The sequence below is a fragment of the Polynucleobacter sp. genome (assembly GCF_044342855.1).
GTDB lineage: Bacteria > Pseudomonadota > Gammaproteobacteria > Burkholderiales > Burkholderiaceae > Polynucleobacter.
In genome coordinates this window covers 1-15,505 of record NZ_JBIIPA010000036.1, presented here as the reverse complement: position 1 = coordinate 15,505, position 15,505 = coordinate 1, and the positions used below count along the sequence as shown (strand labels likewise).

General features: G+C 45.8%; 16 protein-coding genes and 1 pseudogene. 14 read left to right on the top strand and 3 right to left on the bottom strand.

All coding sequences use genetic code 11. The features are described from left to right. Window positions 1-118 precede the first annotated feature (118 nt). The 3 genes and pseudogenes from ACIQZ3_RS09865 (at window position 119) to ACIQZ3_RS09855 (ending at window position 1,959) form a co-directional block, all read left to right on the top strand. Complete coding sequence (locus tag ACIQZ3_RS09865; RefSeq protein ID WP_397392689.1) at window positions 119-931, top strand: IS3 family transposase; 813 nt, start codon at window positions 119-121, stop codon at window positions 929-931. A gap of 15 nt (window positions 932-946) precedes the next feature. After that, window positions 947-1,492: pseudogene (locus ACIQZ3_RS09860) on the top strand (efflux RND transporter permease subunit); the annotation flags it as partial. 17 nt (window positions 1,493-1,509) lie between these two features. After that, window positions 1,510-1,959, top strand: coding sequence for a DUF4149 domain-containing protein (locus ACIQZ3_RS09855; RefSeq protein ID WP_397392687.1), 450 nt, complete (start codon window positions 1,510-1,512; stop codon window positions 1,957-1,959). Window positions 1,960-2,054: 95 nt separating this feature from the next. Here the strand turns inward: ACIQZ3_RS09855 and ACIQZ3_RS09850 are convergent, their stop codons facing one another. Continuing rightward, window positions 2,055-2,681, bottom strand: coding sequence for a YhbY family RNA-binding protein (locus ACIQZ3_RS09850; RefSeq protein WP_397392685.1), 627 nt, complete (start codon window positions 2,679-2,681; stop codon window positions 2,055-2,057). A gap of 138 nt (window positions 2,682-2,819) precedes the next feature. Here ACIQZ3_RS09850 and ACIQZ3_RS09845 point away from each other — a divergent pair, with 138 nt between their 5' ends. From ACIQZ3_RS09845 to phoR, 11 genes are all read left to right on the top strand, one after another. Continuing rightward, complete coding sequence (locus tag ACIQZ3_RS09845) at window positions 2,820-3,494, top strand: RlmE family RNA methyltransferase (RefSeq protein ID WP_397392683.1); 675 nt, start codon at window positions 2,820-2,822, stop codon at window positions 3,492-3,494. A gap of 127 nt (window positions 3,495-3,621) precedes the next feature. After that, window positions 3,622-5,499, top strand: coding sequence for an ATP-dependent zinc metalloprotease FtsH (ftsH, locus tag ACIQZ3_RS09840; protein WP_397392681.1), 1,878 nt, complete (start codon window positions 3,622-3,624; stop codon window positions 5,497-5,499). 25 nt (window positions 5,500-5,524) lie between these two features. Next, on the top strand, window positions 5,525-6,394 hold the full coding sequence (folP, locus tag ACIQZ3_RS09835) for a dihydropteroate synthase (RefSeq protein WP_397392679.1): 870 nt from the start codon (window positions 5,525-5,527) through the stop codon (window positions 6,392-6,394). Window positions 6,395-6,434: 40 nt separating this feature from the next. Further along, entirely contained in the window at window positions 6,435-7,778 is a 1,344-nt protein-coding gene (gene glmM / locus ACIQZ3_RS09830; RefSeq protein WP_397392677.1) for a phosphoglucosamine mutase, read from the top strand. Window positions 7,779-7,893: 115 nt separating this feature from the next. Next, window positions 7,894-8,916 carry a phosphate ABC transporter substrate-binding protein PstS gene (gene pstS, locus ACIQZ3_RS09825; protein WP_397392675.1) on the top strand — a complete coding sequence of 341 codons (1,023 nt, stop codon included), beginning with the start codon at window positions 7,894-7,896 and terminating at the stop codon, window positions 8,914-8,916. Between the two features lie 87 nt (window positions 8,917-9,003). After that, window positions 9,004-9,993 carry a phosphate ABC transporter permease subunit PstC gene (gene pstC, locus ACIQZ3_RS09820; RefSeq protein ID WP_397392673.1) on the top strand — a complete coding sequence of 330 codons (990 nt, stop codon included), beginning with the start codon at window positions 9,004-9,006 and terminating at the stop codon, window positions 9,991-9,993. Continuing rightward, on the top strand, window positions 9,990-10,856 hold the full coding sequence (pstA, locus tag ACIQZ3_RS09815) for a phosphate ABC transporter permease PstA (RefSeq protein WP_397392671.1): 867 nt from the start codon (window positions 9,990-9,992) through the stop codon (window positions 10,854-10,856). The genes pstC and pstA overlap by 4 nt, the downstream gene beginning before the upstream one ends. A 62-nt stretch (window positions 10,857-10,918) precedes the next feature. Further along, on the top strand, window positions 10,919-11,704 hold the full coding sequence (gene pstB, locus ACIQZ3_RS09810) for a phosphate ABC transporter ATP-binding protein PstB (RefSeq protein ID WP_397392669.1): 786 nt from the start codon (window positions 10,919-10,921) through the stop codon (window positions 11,702-11,704). Window positions 11,705-11,716: 12 nt separating this feature from the next. Beyond that, on the top strand, window positions 11,717-12,424 hold the full coding sequence (gene phoU / locus ACIQZ3_RS09805) for a phosphate signaling complex protein PhoU (protein WP_397392667.1): 708 nt from the start codon (window positions 11,717-11,719) through the stop codon (window positions 12,422-12,424). A gap of 23 nt (window positions 12,425-12,447) precedes the next feature. Then, entirely contained in the window at window positions 12,448-13,161 is a 714-nt protein-coding gene (gene phoB, locus ACIQZ3_RS09800; protein ID WP_397392665.1) for a phosphate regulon transcriptional regulator PhoB, read from the top strand. A gap of 61 nt (window positions 13,162-13,222) precedes the next feature. Continuing rightward, entirely contained in the window at window positions 13,223-14,521 is a 1,299-nt protein-coding gene (gene phoR, locus ACIQZ3_RS09795; protein WP_397392663.1) for a phosphate regulon sensor histidine kinase PhoR, read from the top strand. 15 nt (window positions 14,522-14,536) lie between these two features. On the opposite strand, the gene ACIQZ3_RS09790 is transcribed toward phoR, so the two are convergent. Together ACIQZ3_RS09790 and ACIQZ3_RS09785 are read right to left on the bottom strand one after the other, a co-directional pair. Continuing rightward, the gene (locus ACIQZ3_RS09790) at window positions 14,537-14,761 is read right to left on the bottom strand and encodes a hypothetical protein (RefSeq protein ID WP_397392661.1); all 225 of its coding nucleotides are present in this window, start codon (window positions 14,759-14,761) and stop codon (window positions 14,537-14,539) included. 242 nt (window positions 14,762-15,003) lie between these two features. Further along, a complete protein-coding gene (locus tag ACIQZ3_RS09785; RefSeq protein WP_397392659.1) occupies window positions 15,004-15,324 on the bottom strand; it encodes an MgtC/SapB family protein in 321 nt (106 codons plus the stop codon). Between the last annotated feature and the right edge of the window lie 181 nt (window positions 15,325-15,505).

Sequence of the window (15,505 nt, the reverse complement as noted above, 5' to 3'; positions counted from 1 at the left end):
AGCAGCTCTCCGAATATAAAACGATGGTTGCTGAACTGACTCACGATAACCGAGCGCTAAAGAACCTCATCGAAAAAAAGCTCTAGCGCCAACCAGCAAAAGAGATGCAGTCGATTACCTGGTTGGCGAAGAAGCAGTACCCATTACAAGGGCTTGCGCTCATCTGGGGCTGGCCAGGTCATCGTATTACGAGCGCCCAAGCAGTAGAGCTAAGACGGACGAGCCTGTCATTGAAGTGCTTAATCAAGTGGTTACTAAAAATGGTCGCTGGGGTTTTAGATTGTGCTTTGATTGGATGCGCAATCAGGGCTATGAATGGAATCACAAGCGGGTATGGCGTATTTACAAGGAGATGGGCTTGAACTTACCCAGAAGAACTAAGAAGCGCATCCCCAAGATGCCGAGAGTTCCGCTCATTGCCCCGACCGAAGCCAACTCGATGTGGGCCTTGGATTTTATGTACGACACCTTGCATTACGGCAGGCCCTTTAGAACCCTGAATGTCATTGATGAATCCAGCCGCGAAATCTTGGCTATTGAAATCGATATTAGCCTGCCAGCAGCCAGAGTAGTGCGAACCTTAGAGCAGTTAGAAGAGATCCATGGCCTGCCCAAAGCCATACGTCTGGATAACGGAAGTGAACTACGGTCTGCCATCTTTATGGGTTGGTGTGAATCTAAAGGCATTGAGCTCAAATTTATCCAGCCCGGTAAGCCGCAACAAAATGCGTTTATAGAGCGCTTTAATAAAACCTACCGTCATGAAGTACTCAATGCGTATTTATTTGAAAACCTTACGGAGGTGCGTGAAATTACAGAAAGCTGGATTACGATTTACAACGAAGAACGACCACACAGATCGCTTGGCAGAATATCGCCTAGAGACTATCGAGCGCAGGCAGAAAACAACACTTTAGGAATGTCGGCTTGACGGGGGATACTACAGGATGGTCAATTCAATCAAATGAAACAAGCGCAGAAGAAATTGATGCTGATCGTGCCTTTGGCATTGCTGGGCATCTTCTTATTGCTAGTTAGCGCTTTTGGTAATTTCCGTGATGCAGTGATCGTCATGATCAATGTGCCATTTGCTGCGATCGGTGGTGTGATTGCATTGCATCTTGCTGGCGAGACTTTAAGTATTTCTACATTCTTTGGATTCTTATCTTTATTTGGTATTGCAATTCAGGATGGTGTGATTCTGATCTCCTTTATTAATAAGACCGCCGCTACCGAGCATGGCGAGATGAAAGATGTGATGGTGGAGGGCGCTTCTTTACGCGTTCGCCCGGTACTAATGACAGCCGCACTTTCTGGTTTAGGGCTGTTACCAGCCGCCTTATCTCACTCGATCGGCTCTGAGGCTCAACGTCCTTTGGCCTTGGTCATTGTGGGTGGTATGGTTACGACGACTATTTTGACCCTCTTGGTATTGCCAGTGATATATGGATGGTTTAGAGGTCGTGCGTTAACCCAAACAGTAAAAGCCTAGGGCTATCAGGAAGGTATATGCAGACTCTAGAGACTCTGAAACATGCTGAGGCCCAAAGACTTTTTATGGTGATTTCAGGTCTATGGGTTGGTAGCCTCCTTACTATGGGCTACTTAGTCGCTCCGGCTATCTTCAGTACGATGACTGATCGTCAAGCTGCTGGAATGGTTGCTGGCAGCATCTTCAAATTAGAGGCTTACCTCAGCTTAATCGTGTGTATCGGCCTAATGGTGTTGGCTAATCTCTTGGTTAATCGCGGCCTCAATCAATTTAGACTCATTCGTTGGCTTTTATTGGCAATGCTGCTATGTTCAGTTTCAGCCGCCTTTATCTTCATCCCTTGGATGAACACCCTCAGAGATAACGCTTTAGCTCAAGGTATGCCAGTCATGTTGTCTCCTTCAGCTCTTTGTTTGGCAGACTACACGGAGCCTCTAGCATTCTGTTTATGTTGCAAAGTCTTTTAGGAATCACCTTGGTCTGGCGTCTTACTAAGAGGTAAGCAATAAAAAACGCCGACTAGCGGCGTTTTTTGCTGAAGCACTTGGTCATGCCCTAGGTATCAAGAGCCCAAGGATTTCTTCTTAGTACTACTCATGCGTACTTTGCGTTTCTTAATTGGTGCAGGCGCTGCAACAGCTTTGCGGTAGCCGGGTGATGACCAACCAATCTTTGACTCGGCAGCATCAGCACGCAGAACGCGTTTCTTCGGAGTGGCGCTCTTTGCAGCCGCAACTCTTTCAAAAGGTGACTTGCTGACTGCAGAACGTCGATCTGATCTCTCGGAAGTACTAGTGCGTACACCGGCTTTTGCGACAATACGATTCGGTTGGCGTTTAGTGCGTGGTGCCTGCAATGATTTCTTGGTCTGCTTGCTTGATCTCCCTAAATTGGAGAGGGCCGCATCAACAATATCAATTGGTTTCCAAAGTACGAGTAATTTACCGATGTGCTGAACTGGCGCTGCACCGAGTTTGTCGCAAAGCTCTCCATAGATGGCAACGCGTGCATCGCGATCATCGCCAAAGACGCGAACTTTAATCAAGCCATGATGAGAGATCGCTAACTTAGCCTCCTTAAGGACCGCAGGGGTCAGGCCATCGCCACCAATCATGACGACTGGACTTAGTCCATGAGCGTCAGCTTTAAGGGATTTACGTTGTGCGGGGGTAATGGTAAGTGCAGTCATGAGCTCGATGATAGAGCATTAGGGCTTGTAAAACAGGGCTTTCGGCCTCATATAGACTCATATCAAGATGTTTTACGTCGATTCCTTTTGCCTTGTAGGGCATAAACAAGGAAAATGGACGCCGAAAGTGGGTAAGTTGTGGCAAAGAATAAATTTAATAAAAGTTGGTTGCAGGATCATCTAAATGATCCTTACGTGAAGATGGCTCAAAAAGAGGGCTATCGCGCACGAGCCGTCTATAAGCTGAGCGAAATAGATGAGCAAGACCGACTCATCAAAGCAGGCATGACTATTGTGGATCTCGGGAGCGCTCCTGGGAGTTGGTCTCAGTACGCCCGTAATCGCCTGACTGAGCTTGGTAAAAACAACCCCAATATTGAATCCGGCAAGCCAGATGGAATCATTATTGCGATCGATATTCTGCCGATGGAGGATATTGCAGACGTTTCCTTTATTCAGGGAGACTTTCGTGAAGACCAGGGTTTAAAGGCGCTAGAGGCGCTCTTACCAGCCGATGCGGGTGGAAAAGTCGATCTCGTGATGTCCGATATGGCCCCCAATCTTTCTGGGGTAGGCGTGGCAGATGCTGCTCGAATGGCCTTTTTAGCTGAAATCGCCCTGGACTTTTCGGTTCAGCACCTCAAGCCAGAAGGCGCCTTATTGATTAAGTGCTTTAACGGTAGTGGCTACAGCCAAATCGTGGAATCCTTTAAAAAAGTCTTTAAAACAGTAGCCTCCAGAAAGCCAAAAGCGTCCAGAGCGAAGTCTTCTGAAATCTTTTTACTTGGCCGAGATCTCAAGCCGCCTAAATAACCCCCTGAAAGTAGGGGTTTATTAAATAAATTGGCTCTCAGCTCTTGAAAAAGCCTGGTAGTAGAATCAAATACTTAGGTATAGCAATCCGCTTTAACTCCCGGATTAATCCGGCAAAGGTCTCCTTTTGAATAGCAATATGTTGCAAAAAATCGGTGTGTGGCTCATTGTGGGTCTAGTGCTGTTTACTGTTTTTAAACAGTTTGATAAGCCTAAAGATCAGAATCAGGTCACGTATTCTCAATTCATGGACGATGCCAAAGCTGGCAAAGTCAAACGAGTTGATGTGCAAGGTCGCACACTGCAAGTCACTCCAAACGACGGCAACAAATATTCCATCATTTCCCCGGGAGATATTTGGATGGTTGGCGATCTAATGAAATACGGCGTCCAAGTTACTGGTAAAGCAGATGACGAACCCAATATATTGGTTTCTGCTTTGTACTACCTTGGACCGACTTTATTGATTATTGGTTTCTGGTTCTTCATGATGCGTCAGATGCAGGGCGGCGGTAAGGGCGGAGCATTCTCTTTCGGCAAATCCAAGGCGCGTTTGATTGATGAGAACAGCAACACTGTTACTTTTGCTGATGTTGCTGGTTGTGATGAAGCTAAAGAAGAGGTCTTTGAGATTGTCGACTTCCTTAAAGATCCGCAAAAGTTTCAAAAGCTTGGTGGCCGCATTCCGCATGGCGTATTACTAGTAGGCCCTCCGGGAACTGGTAAGACCTTGCTGGCACGTGCAATTGCGGGTGAAGCAAAAGTTCCATTTTTCGCTATCTCTGGTTCAGACTTTGTAGAGATGTTTGTTGGTGTTGGTGCATCACGCGTGCGCGATATGTTCGAGAACGCAAAGAAAAATTCTCCTTGCATCATCTTTATTGATGAGATCGATGCGGTTGGTCGCCATCGCGGTGCCGGTATGGGCGGCGGTAATGATGAGCGTGAGCAGACCTTGAATCAAATGCTTGTTGAGATGGATGGTTTTGAAAGTAATAGCGGTGTGATCGTTGTTGCTGCAACTAACCGTTCAGATGTATTGGATCGCGCCTTATTACGTCCTGGTCGTTTCGATCGTCAAGTGCACGTTGGCTTGCCAGATATTCGTGGTCGTGAGCAAATTCTTCAAGTGCATATGCGCAAAGTTCCGATTGATCCAGACGTTGACGCAGCTGTATTAGCGCGCGGCACCCCTGGTTTCTCAGGCGCAGATTTGGCAAACCTGGTAAATGAGTCAGCATTGTTCGCAGCACGTCGTAATAAGCGTGCAGTAGATATGAAAGACTTTGAAGATGCCAAAGACAAGATCTATATGGGTCCTGAGCGCAAGTCTGCAGTGATGCGTGAAGAAGAGCGTCGTAATACGGCGTATCACGAGTCTGGTCATGCAGTGGTTGCTAAGGTATTGCCTAAAGCAGATCCAGTGCACAAGGTCACCATCATGCCGCGCGGTATGGCGCTAGGTGTTACATGGCAGTTGCCAGAGTTTGACCGTGTGAACTTGTATAAAGACCGCATGATGGAAGAGTTGGCGATTTTGTTTGGCGGCCGCGCTGCCGAAGAAGTGTTCTTGCATTCTTCAAGCACTGGCGCTTCAAATGACTTCGAACGTGCTACCAAAATGGCGCGCGACATGGTGACCCGCTACGGTATGAGTGATAGCTTGGGTACGATGGTTTACGTCGATACTGAATCTGAAAGCATGTTTGGCCGTACTAGCTCAAAGACCGTTTCTGAGTTGACACAACAAAAGGTGGATGCAGAGATTCGTGCATTGGTCGATAGTCAATACGCATTGGCAAGATCTATCCTCGAGCAAAACCGTGACAAGGTTGAAGCAATGGTTGCTGCTTTGCTTGAATGGGAAACCATTGATGCTGAACAGATTACCGACATCATGGAAGGTCGTCCACCGCGTACTCCAAAGCCGCCACCAGCAACCCAGTTTGGTAATTCTGCTGGAACGCCAGGTCCTGCTGCGGGCGCTGCTCCAGCGACTGCTTAATTAGCTTCAAGCCAATAGCAAGGTGATGAAGCAAACTCTGCCCGCAACATGGCGTTGCGGGCGTTTTCTTTTTGACTTTAGTAAACGTCAACGCCCGCTAGTGATGGGTATTCTCAATGCCACACCAGATTCATTTTCGGATGGTGGCCAGTTTAGAACCGTAAGCGATGCTATTGCTCAAGCTGAACGCATGATTGCCAATGGCGCAGACATGATTGATATCGGCGGAGAATCTACTCGCCCCGGCGCTGAACCAGTCTCTCTACAAGAAGAATTGGATCGTGTCTTGCCAGTGATTGAGGCTTTAAAAGATTGTGGCGTAGCGCTATCAATCGATACCTATAAAGCTGAGACCATGCGCCAAGCGCTCAAGGCCGGAGTGGATTGCATCAATGACATCTGGGCTTTACGACAAGAGGGTGCAGTAGAGGCTGTTATCGAGAGTGATAAAAGCAATCCAGATAAACAGTGCGGCATTGTTTTAATGCATATGCAGCGTGACCCGCAAACCATGCAATTTGATCCTGACTATCAAGATGTCATCGCAGAGGTAAAAGCGTTTCTGCAAGAGCGCGCTGCTTTGCTTGAGGATCAAGGCGTTGCTAAAAATAGAATTGCAATTGATCCTGGATTTGGTTTTGGTAAAAGTCTTGAGCACAACCTCAAGATGCTGGCTGATTTTGATCAATTCTCGCAATTGGGTTATCCGGTTCTGGCGGGGATCTCCCGTAAATCAATGTTAGGTAAGTTAACGGGTCGTGATACCAATGACCGCGTAGCACCCAGTGTTGCTGCTGCCATTCTGGCTGCTGATCGGGGTGCTCGAATCATCCGTGTACATGACGTCCAGGAGACGGTTGACTCCTTAAAGCTCTGGGAAGCGGTCCAGAATTAACTTGTTTGGCTAAATACACACAAGTTTTATAATCAAGCCTATGAAAAAACAATACTTTGGCACTGATGGCATTCGCGGTGAAGTAGGGCAATTTCCGATTGTTCCGGAGTTCATCACGCGCCTCGGCTATGCTGCGGGCAAAGTACTCAGTAGCCAGGCAAAGCCTGGTGAGCGTTGCAAAATTCTGATTGGTAAAGATACCCGTGTCTCCGGTTATTTATTGGAAGCTGCTTTAGAGGCTGGCTTTGCCGCTGCTGGTGTTGATGTGATGTTGTGTGGACCAATGCCGACCCCTGGAGTTGCCTACCTTACTAAAGCATTGCGCTTATCTGCAGGTGTAGTGATTTCAGCATCACACAATGCCTATCAAGATAACGGTATTAAATTCTTCTCTGCTGAAGGTGGAAAGTTAAGTGATGAGTTTGAGTTGGCTATTGAAGCTGAGCTAGCAAAACCGATGGGCTGCGTTAGCTCAAAAGAATTGGGTAAGGCATTTCGTTTAGACGATGCTGCTGGTCGTTATATTGAGTTTTGTAAATCTACCTTTCCGGGTGAGCTCAATCTCAAAGGCATGAAGCTAGTTGTAGATTGTGCACATGGCGCTGCGTACCATACTGCACCGCATGTCTTTCATGAACTTGGCGCTGAAGTCATCTCTATTGGCATTCAACCTGACGGCCGCAACATCAATGATGGCTTTGGTGCGACATCCCCCGAAGCATTAATTGCTAAAGTTAAAGAAACCAAAGCAGATCTTGGCATTGCTTTAGATGGTGACGCCGATCGCTTGCAAATGGTCGATGCCTCGGGTCGATTGTTCAACGGTGATGAACTTCTATACGTACTCGCAAAAGACCGCATCGAACGTGGTCAAGTAATGGGTGGTGTAGTTGGCACCTTAATGACCAACCTCGCGGTAGAAAACGCCATCAAAGGTTTGGGTATCGGATTTGAGCGCGCCAATGTAGGAGATCGCTATGTATTGGAATTGCTCAAACAAAAAGGCTGGATTATTGGTGGTGAAGGTTCGGGTCATCTTCTGTGCTTAGATCAACATTCAACTGGCGATGGCACCATTGCCGCATTACAAGTCCTAGCGGCCATGAGTCAGGCCAAGAAGAGTCTGGTTCAATTGCTAGACTCCGTAAAAATCTTCCCCCAAGTGCTCTTGAATATCAAATTCAAGGCAGGATATGACTGGAAGACGGATAGCGCCCTTAAATCCAAGGTAAGCCAGGTTGAAAGTGACCTCAAGGGTACTGGCAGGGTACTTATCCGTGCCTCAGGCACAGAACCAGTCCTGCGGGTTATGGTTGAAGCCCAAGACGGCAATGTGGCTATGAGCTCTGCTAAGAGCATTGCTAATTTAGTGCCAACTATCTAAATCATTGATTTTATTGGATTTATTTCTTTTTTGACACTTGTCATAAAAGGGTCATACTCAAAACGTATCGTTCAGTTATCGCAATGTTGCGTTATTTATCTGAGGAACGATCCGCATGAACTCATTCTTGAAAAAAGCGCTAGTAATTAGTGCGATTTCATTTGCACCAGTTGCATTCGCAGCCGATATGACCGGTGCTGGCGCAACATTCCCATACCCGATCTACGCCAAATGGGCCGAAGCTTTCAAAGCAAAAACCGGTTCAAATATGAACTATCAATCTATTGGTTCTTCCGGTGGTATCAAGCAAATTAAAGCGAAGACTGTTGATTTCGGTGCAACCGACAATCCAGTGAAGTTCGAAGACTTAGAAAAAGACGGTTTACTCCAGTTTCCAGCAATTATTGGCGGTGTTGTTCCAGTAATTAACGTTGAAGGTATAAAGCCTTACGAGCTCAAGTTATCTCCAGATACTTTGTCTGACATATTTCAGGGCGTTATTGTCAACTGGAACGACAAGCGTATCGTGTTGAATAACCCAGGTATGAGGATGCCTGACTTGCCAATTACTGTAGTGCATCGTGCAGATGGCTCTGGAACTACTGCAATTTTTACAAACTACTTAGCTAAGGTTAGCCAAAACTGGAAAGATGCAGTTGGTGAAGGCGCCGCGGTTAAATGGCCGGCAGCTTCATCTGTAGGTGGCAAAGGTAACGAGGGAGTTGCTGCAAACGTTTCACGCGTTAAAGGTGCAATTGGCTATGTTGAGTATGCATATGCTAAGAAAAATAAAATGACTAGCGTTTCTTTGAAGAATAAAGATGGTCAATTTGTTCAGCCTGACGATCTCACCTTTGCTGCAGCTGCTGCTGGTACAGACTGGTCTAAGATTCCTGGTATGGGTACATTCATTACCAATGCTTCTGGCGCTAAATCATGGCCAATCACTGGCGCATCTTTTATCTTGATCTACAAGAATCCAGAAAACAAATCGAATGCCGCTGAAGTGATTAAGTTCTTTGACTTTGCATTCAAGGATGGCAAGAAGATGGCTGAAGAGTTGGACTATGTACCGATGCCTGATGTAACAACAGACTTCATTCGCAAGAATGTGTTTTCAAAGGTTGTAACTAAGTAAGGATTGATGATTAAGATTTCTTAGTTATCACTTAAAAACAGCTCCACCGAAAGTGGGGCTGTTTCAATATTTAAATAAGTGCAATTTATGATTGAATCGACCCAGTCTCACTCAGCACCGACGCCGCAAGCGCTTCGAATTGCTAAGTTGCAGCGTATTCAAGATTTTCTATTTCACGGAATTACGCAATTTTTTGCTTTGTCCGTGCTAATCGCCTTGCTTGGGATCATGGTGTCCTTGGTAAGTAATGCCTGGCCAGCCTTGAGCACCTTTGGCATTGGATTTTTCTTTACCCAGGAGTGGGATATTGTTAATGGCGAGTTTGGTGGCCTGATTGCCATCTACGGTACTTTAGTCACTTCTTTGATTGCCTTATTGATAGCTGTGCCACTCAGTTTTGGTATTGCCGTATTCCTTACTGAGCTTTGTCCTGGCCCTCTACGTAGACCATTGGGTACTGCGGTAGAGTTGCTAGCAGCGGTTCCATCCATTATTTACGGTATGTTTGGCCTCTTTATTTTTGCCCCATTGTTTGCTGAATATATTCAGCCAGCCTTGGCTGCGACCTTGGGTCAGATTCCCGGTTTAGGAATCTTATTTTCAGGTGCATTTAATGGTATCGGGATTCTTTGTGCCGGTCTGATTCTAGCGATGATGATTCTGCCATTCATTGCATCCGTAATGCGTGATGTGTTTGAAATTGTTCCTCCAGTTTTAAAAGAGTCTGCCTATGGAATCGGCTGCACAACTTGGGAAGTGGTGAAGAATGTCGTTCTTCCATACACCAAGGCTGGCGTCATCGGTGGCGTAATGTTGGGTCTAGGTAGGGCGCTCGGTGAAACGATGGCCGTGACCTTTGTGATTGGTAATGCACACCGTTTATCACCTTCCTTATTTGCGCCAGGAACTTCAATTGCGTCAACGCTCGCAAATGAGTTTGGCGAAGCTGAGGCAGGTAATCATTTATCTTCTTTGTTTGCATTGGGTTTAGCACTTTTCATAATCACATTTGTTGTGCTGGCATTCGCTAAATGGATGCTTAGCAACATGGAGAAGAAGCAGGGCTTAAAAACATGAACGGCACTACAAATATTGATCCAGCAGTTTTTGCGAGACGTAAGCGCGCCAATAAAATTGGCTTAGCTTTATCCATGTTTGCTATGGGTTTAGGTATGGTTTTTTTGCTTTGGATCCTGAGCGTATTAATTTTTAAAGGTTTTTCTGCGCTAGATATCACTCTGTTTACCCAAAGTACCCCGGCACCGGGATCTGAGGGCGGTGGCTTAGCTAACGCGATTGTTGGAAGTTTGATGTTGGTGGGTTGCTGTACTCTGATCAGCACGCCGATTGGTGTTTTAGCTGGCCTATACCTCTCTGAGTATGGTGATCGCAGTCGTATCGCTGCCATCACCCGTTTTGTTACTGACATCATGCTTTCAGCACCATCAATTGTGATTGGCTTATTCGTATACGCCTTTGTAGTTGCTCAAGTACGCCACTTCTCAGGATGGGCCGGCACGATCGCTTTGGCTTTGATTGCAATTCCAGTGGTTGTGCGTACGACAGAGAATATGTTGCGCTTGGTGCCTGGAAGCTTGCGAGAGGCTGCCTATGCCTTGGGTACTCCAAAGTGGAAAGTGGCTTTCATGATTACCCTAAGGGCTGCTCAAAGTGGTGTGATGACGGGAATCTTGTTAGCCCTAGCTCGTGTGAGTGGTGAAACAGCGCCTTTGTTGTTCACCGCGCTTAATAACCAATTCTTCTCTACCAATATGAACGCCCCAATGGCGAACTTACCGGTTGTGATCTTCCAGTTTGCGATGAGTCCTTACGATAACTGGGTTGAACTTGCCTGGGGTGGAGCCTTGTTAATTACTTTTGCTGTATTGGGCTTAAACATCCTAGCTCGAGTAGTTTTCCGCGAGAAAGTCCAGGGATGATGAGCAATATGAAAACAATGTTTGACTTAAATCAGATTGATAGTCAAGGAGTGAGAACAAATATGAGTACAAATCAAGAGACGCAGCATGAGGTCAAGAATGCGCTTGAAGTGCGTAACCTCAATTTCTTTTACGGATCCTTTCAGGGTCTGAAAGATATCAATTTGGATATTGAAGAGGGTAAAGTTACTGCCTTCATCGGACCATCTGGTTGTGGCAAATCTACTTTGCTCAGAACCCTCAACCGCATGTATGACCTATATCCAGGTCAACGCGCAGAAGGGGAAATTAACTTCTACGGCCAAAATATCCTGGAGCCTGGACAAGATCTAAATTTGCTCCGCTCACGCATCGGTATGGTTTTTCAAAAACCTACACCGTTTCCAATGTCCATTTATGAGAATATTGCCTTTGGGGTACGTCTCTATGAAAGACTTTCTCGCTCTGAAATGGATGAGCGTGTTGAATGGGCTTTGAATAAAGCCGCTTTGTGGACTGAGGCTAAGGATAAGCTCAATCAAAGCGGCTTATCCCTCTCTGGCGGTCAGCAACAGCGTCTTTGTATTGCGCGTGGTGTTGCAGTAAAACCATCCGTCATCCTGCTCGATGAGCCAACTTCAGCTTTAGACCCAATCTCTACAGGCAAGATCGAAGAGTTGATCAATGAGCTCAAGCATGAATACACGATTGCCATCGTTACCCACAATATGCAGCAGGCAGCTCGCGTCTCCGATTACACTGCATATATGTACCTTGGAAGTCTGATTGAGTACGGTAAGACAGATGAAATCTTTATCAAGCCTAAGCGTAAAGAAACAGAAGATTACATTACCGGTCGTTTCGGTTAATTGGAGATATAAATGCCAGATAAACACCTTTCATCACAATTCGATGCAGATTTAAATTCCCTTTCTAGTCGTTTGCTAGAAATGGGCGGCCTTGTTGAATCACAGATTTCAACGGCGATGCGCGCCTTTACGCAAATGGATATTGAAACTTGCAATGTTGTTGTTGCAAATGAGAAGATGGTTAACGATCTAGAGATTCAGATCGACTTGGCTTGTACGGAATTAATTGCACGCCGCCAACCGACAGCACGAGATCTACGTTTAGTCATGGCAGTTTCTAAAGCGATTACCAATCTTGAGCGTGCCGGCGATGAAGCGGAGCGTGTTGCCAAGAGAACGAAGCGTTTGATTGAGTCTGGTGCAACCCACAATATTAACGTTGCTGAAATTCGTTTATCAGGTCAAATGGCGATTTCATTATTGCGTCGTAGCTTGGATGCCTTTGCTCGCTTGGATACGATTGCTGCTGCAGATGTTGTGCAGGAAGATCGCCAAATTGATGAAGAGTTCAGGGGTTTTGTACGCAAGCTGATTTCCTACATGATGGAAGATCCACATACTATTTCAACTGGCTTAGATATGTTGACAATTGCTAAAGCAATTGAGCGTATTGGTGATCATGCAAAAAATATCGCTGAATTTGTAATCTATATTGCTAAAGGTTCTGATGTGCGTCATATTCCGCATGAGGATTTAGTACGCGAGGCAAACAAAGAATAATCAGCACCCCTACGGAACCCATGATGACTCACCGCATAGTGATTGTTGAAGATGAGCCTTCTATCGCAGAACTGATTGCGATCAATTTAACTCATGCTGGATATGTTGTTGAAAAGGCAATGCAAACTGATATTGCCTTAAACATGATGCGAGATGAACTACCTAGTTTGCTAATTTTGGACTGGATGTTGCCAGGCAAATCAGGTGTTCAGTTTGCTCGCGAACTCAGAGCTAATGACCGCACTCGCTCATTGCCAATTCTGATGCTTACCGCTAAAAGCGAGGAATCCGATAAGGTCTTGGGTCTGGATTCAGGTGCTGACGATTATGTTACAAAGCCATTTTCGCCAAAAGAGTTGGTTGCTCGCGTGAAAGCGCTATTGCGCCGCCAAACCCCAGTTGAAGATACTGGACCGCTATCCGTTGGCCCATTAAGACTCGACCCTCTCTCGCATCGTGTGATGGCTGTATGGCCGAATATGGAGCCACAAACTGTCTCATTGGGGCCGACAGAATATCGGCTACTTCAATTCTTGATGGCCAATCCTGAAAGAGTGCATTCAAGAGCAAATTTGCTCGATAAGGTGTGGGGTAATGAGGTCTATATCGAAGAGCGTACAGTCGATGTCCACATTAAAAGGCTGAGAGCTGCTTTGGCCCCCTCGGATTGTGATCGCTACATTGAGACAGTGCGGGGAAGTGGCTATAGAATTACCAAGATACCTACCCAGACCTAAATAAGTGGGCCCTCTAAAGGCGGTTTTGCCCGCTGCTGCCTAGATGCTCTAAGATTGTCGTATGTTATCCGTTATCACTCGTTTTGCTTTGCTCATTTTCTTGGCATTTGTTGCCGCTTCATTGGCATTAGCTAATTTTGGCCCTTTTTCAGCCATTACGGCTGCAATTTGTGTGCTGGCAATCCCTCTCATTTATTCTTATGTAAATTTGGCTCGCTTACGAAAATACACTGTTGCCGATGCTGTTGAAACCATGCCTTTGCCTAGTGGTTATTGGGAAGAGATATTTTTCCGCCTTCAGCGTTTAGTTGGAAATCTTAAGCAAGAAATTAGAACGATAGAAAAGCAGCATGATCGTTTTATTGAGGCGTTTCAGGCATCGCCCAATGGCATTGTGATGTTGGATGATCAGGATCAAATCGAATGGTGCAATGCCATTGCTGAGAGTTTTTTTGGTTTGAACTTTAAGCGTGATGCGCTGCAAAGAATTAACTTTCTCATCCGTCGCCCAGAATTTGTTCAATACCTCTATAAGCGTCAATTTGAGGAGCCATTGTTGCTTGAGCGAATGGGGCGGGGTGCAAACCTAAGTCTGATGTTGCAAGTCTTTCCATTTGGCGATAAGCGGCATCTCTTGCTGGTTCAGGACGTCACTGATTTGCAAAAAGCCGATGCTATGCGACGAGACTTCGTAGCTAATGTTTCTCATGAAATGAGAACCCCAATTACTGTATTGATGGGTTTTTTAGAAACAATGCAATCACTCGATTTGGACAAGGCACAACAAAGTCAATATTTTGAGATGATGATGTCTCAGGCTCAGCGTATGAAGAGTTTGGTTGAGGACTTATTGACTCTCGCAAATCTTGAGTCCAATACTTTGCCTGCTCCGATGCAGGTAATGAATATTCCAACCCTAATGGCTTTGCTCAAGAATGATGCTGAGGCGCTTTCTCAAGGGCATCATGCCTTTAATTTTGAGGTCTCTAGCCCATGTAATTTGATGGGTGAAGAACGAGAGATTCTCTCAGCATTTGGCAACCTCGTTTCCAATGCTATCCGCTACTCTCCAGATATTGGTTCAATTACCACCAATTGGCGCTTGAACGAGAGTGGAGAGGGTGAGTTCTCTGTTGCTGATACTGGCCCTGGAATCGCTTCAGAGCATCTCTCTAGACTGACTGAGCGTTTTTATAGGGTAGATAGAAGTAGATCTAGAGATACAGGGGGAACAGGGCTTGGATTGGCAATCGTCAAGCATATTGCTAATCGACATCAAGCCCAGTTAATTATTGAGAGTGCGCCCGGCAAGGGGAGTACGTTTACTTTACGCTTCCCTAAAGAGCGTATTGCTACTTAAGAAAGCTTTACCGACTTAATCCTTCTTATCCTTCTTGTCTTTCTTGTCTTTCTTATCCTTTTTCTTTTTGGATTCTTTCGGGAGCTTATCTAGCTTACCGTTGGCATAGAGACACCACACCTTGATTTCCTCGAGAAGCTCATTCAAATCTTCGTAAGAAAGATTTTTAAAGTCCTGTAAGCCGATGGCACCTGTCTCTTGAAGCTGTTTTACAGCATCTTCATATTTGTAATCGCTCATGGCATTTCCAGGTAAAAGTAATCAGAATGATCAGATGCTAGCAAAGTAATATGACAAAACTGCTTTTTTTGCCTTTAAATGCACTTTTTAGTCGGGATCTGGAGAAATTTCTGATTCCCGCTTGACCCCAGTGAGCCTGCTGAATAGTTGCTCTAGTGGCCCTCCTATGATGAGGGTGATAAGGATTGTAGACAGCGCTAGACCGCCCAAAATGAGCTCACCAGCCCCGAAGGCTGCGGCAATTAAGGCACAGACCAGATGCTGGCTGAAGTGGTCAGACCATGGACTCGATGTGAGCTGCGCTCCCTAATAATCACACCTGCACCCAAAAATCCTAAACCAGTGATTAGACCCTGTAATACGTGACTTAGAGCTTGAACATCTGTTGTTCCAAGATGGCCGATAGAAAGTACTGCTGTAGCTGAGCCGATCGCTACGAGTGAGTGGGTTCTGATGCCTGCGGATTTGTGATGCATCCAGCGATTTAAACCCAAAATTGTTCCGGCTAATAGTGCCAGAAGAAGGCGAATAGCCATCTCGCTATACAAGTCCCAATATCCCATATACCCTTTTATGCATTTGAAGTTTTTCTAGAACTTCGGCGGTTTCAATGAGCAAGTGCAAAAAGTGAAGCGTGATGCCCTTTAAAATTAAATGCTTCTGTTGTAAACAATTCTGCTGGACACTTAAATCCTAAACTCTTTCTGGGTCTGGTATTGAGTCTCCAGGCAATCTCATCAAGAT

Coding starts and splice junctions, on each gene's coding strand:
- ACIQZ3_RS09785 (WP_397392659.1), bottom strand. CDS start 15,324: ATGGGATATTGGGACTTGTATAGCGAGATGGCTATTCGCCTTCTTCTG.
- pstC (WP_397392673.1), top strand. CDS start 9,004: ATGATTGAATCGACCCAGTCTCACTCAGCACCGACGCCGCAAGCGCTT.
- phoU (WP_397392667.1), top strand. CDS start 11,717: ATGCCAGATAAACACCTTTCATCACAATTCGATGCAGATTTAAATTCC.
- pstS (WP_397392675.1), top strand. CDS start 7,894: ATGAACTCATTCTTGAAAAAAGCGCTAGTAATTAGTGCGATTTCATTT.
- folP (WP_397392679.1), top strand. CDS start 5,525: ATGAAGCAAACTCTGCCCGCAACATGGCGTTGCGGGCGTTTTCTTTTT.
- ACIQZ3_RS09850 (WP_397392685.1), bottom strand. CDS start 2,681: ATGACTGCACTTACCATTACCCCCGCACAACGTAAATCCCTTAAAGCT.
- pstB (WP_397392669.1), top strand. CDS start 10,919: ATGAGTACAAATCAAGAGACGCAGCATGAGGTCAAGAATGCGCTTGAA.
- glmM (WP_397392677.1), top strand. CDS start 6,435: ATGAAAAAACAATACTTTGGCACTGATGGCATTCGCGGTGAAGTAGGG.
- pstA (WP_397392671.1), top strand. CDS start 9,990: ATGAACGGCACTACAAATATTGATCCAGCAGTTTTTGCGAGACGTAAG.
- phoB (WP_397392665.1), top strand. CDS start 12,448: ATGACTCACCGCATAGTGATTGTTGAAGATGAGCCTTCTATCGCAGAA.
- ACIQZ3_RS09790 (WP_397392661.1), bottom strand. CDS start 14,761: ATGAGCGATTACAAATATGAAGATGCTGTAAAACAGCTTCAAGAGACA.
- phoR (WP_397392663.1), top strand. CDS start 13,223: ATGTTATCCGTTATCACTCGTTTTGCTTTGCTCATTTTCTTGGCATTT.
- ACIQZ3_RS09855 (WP_397392687.1), top strand. CDS start 1,510: ATGCAGACTCTAGAGACTCTGAAACATGCTGAGGCCCAAAGACTTTTT.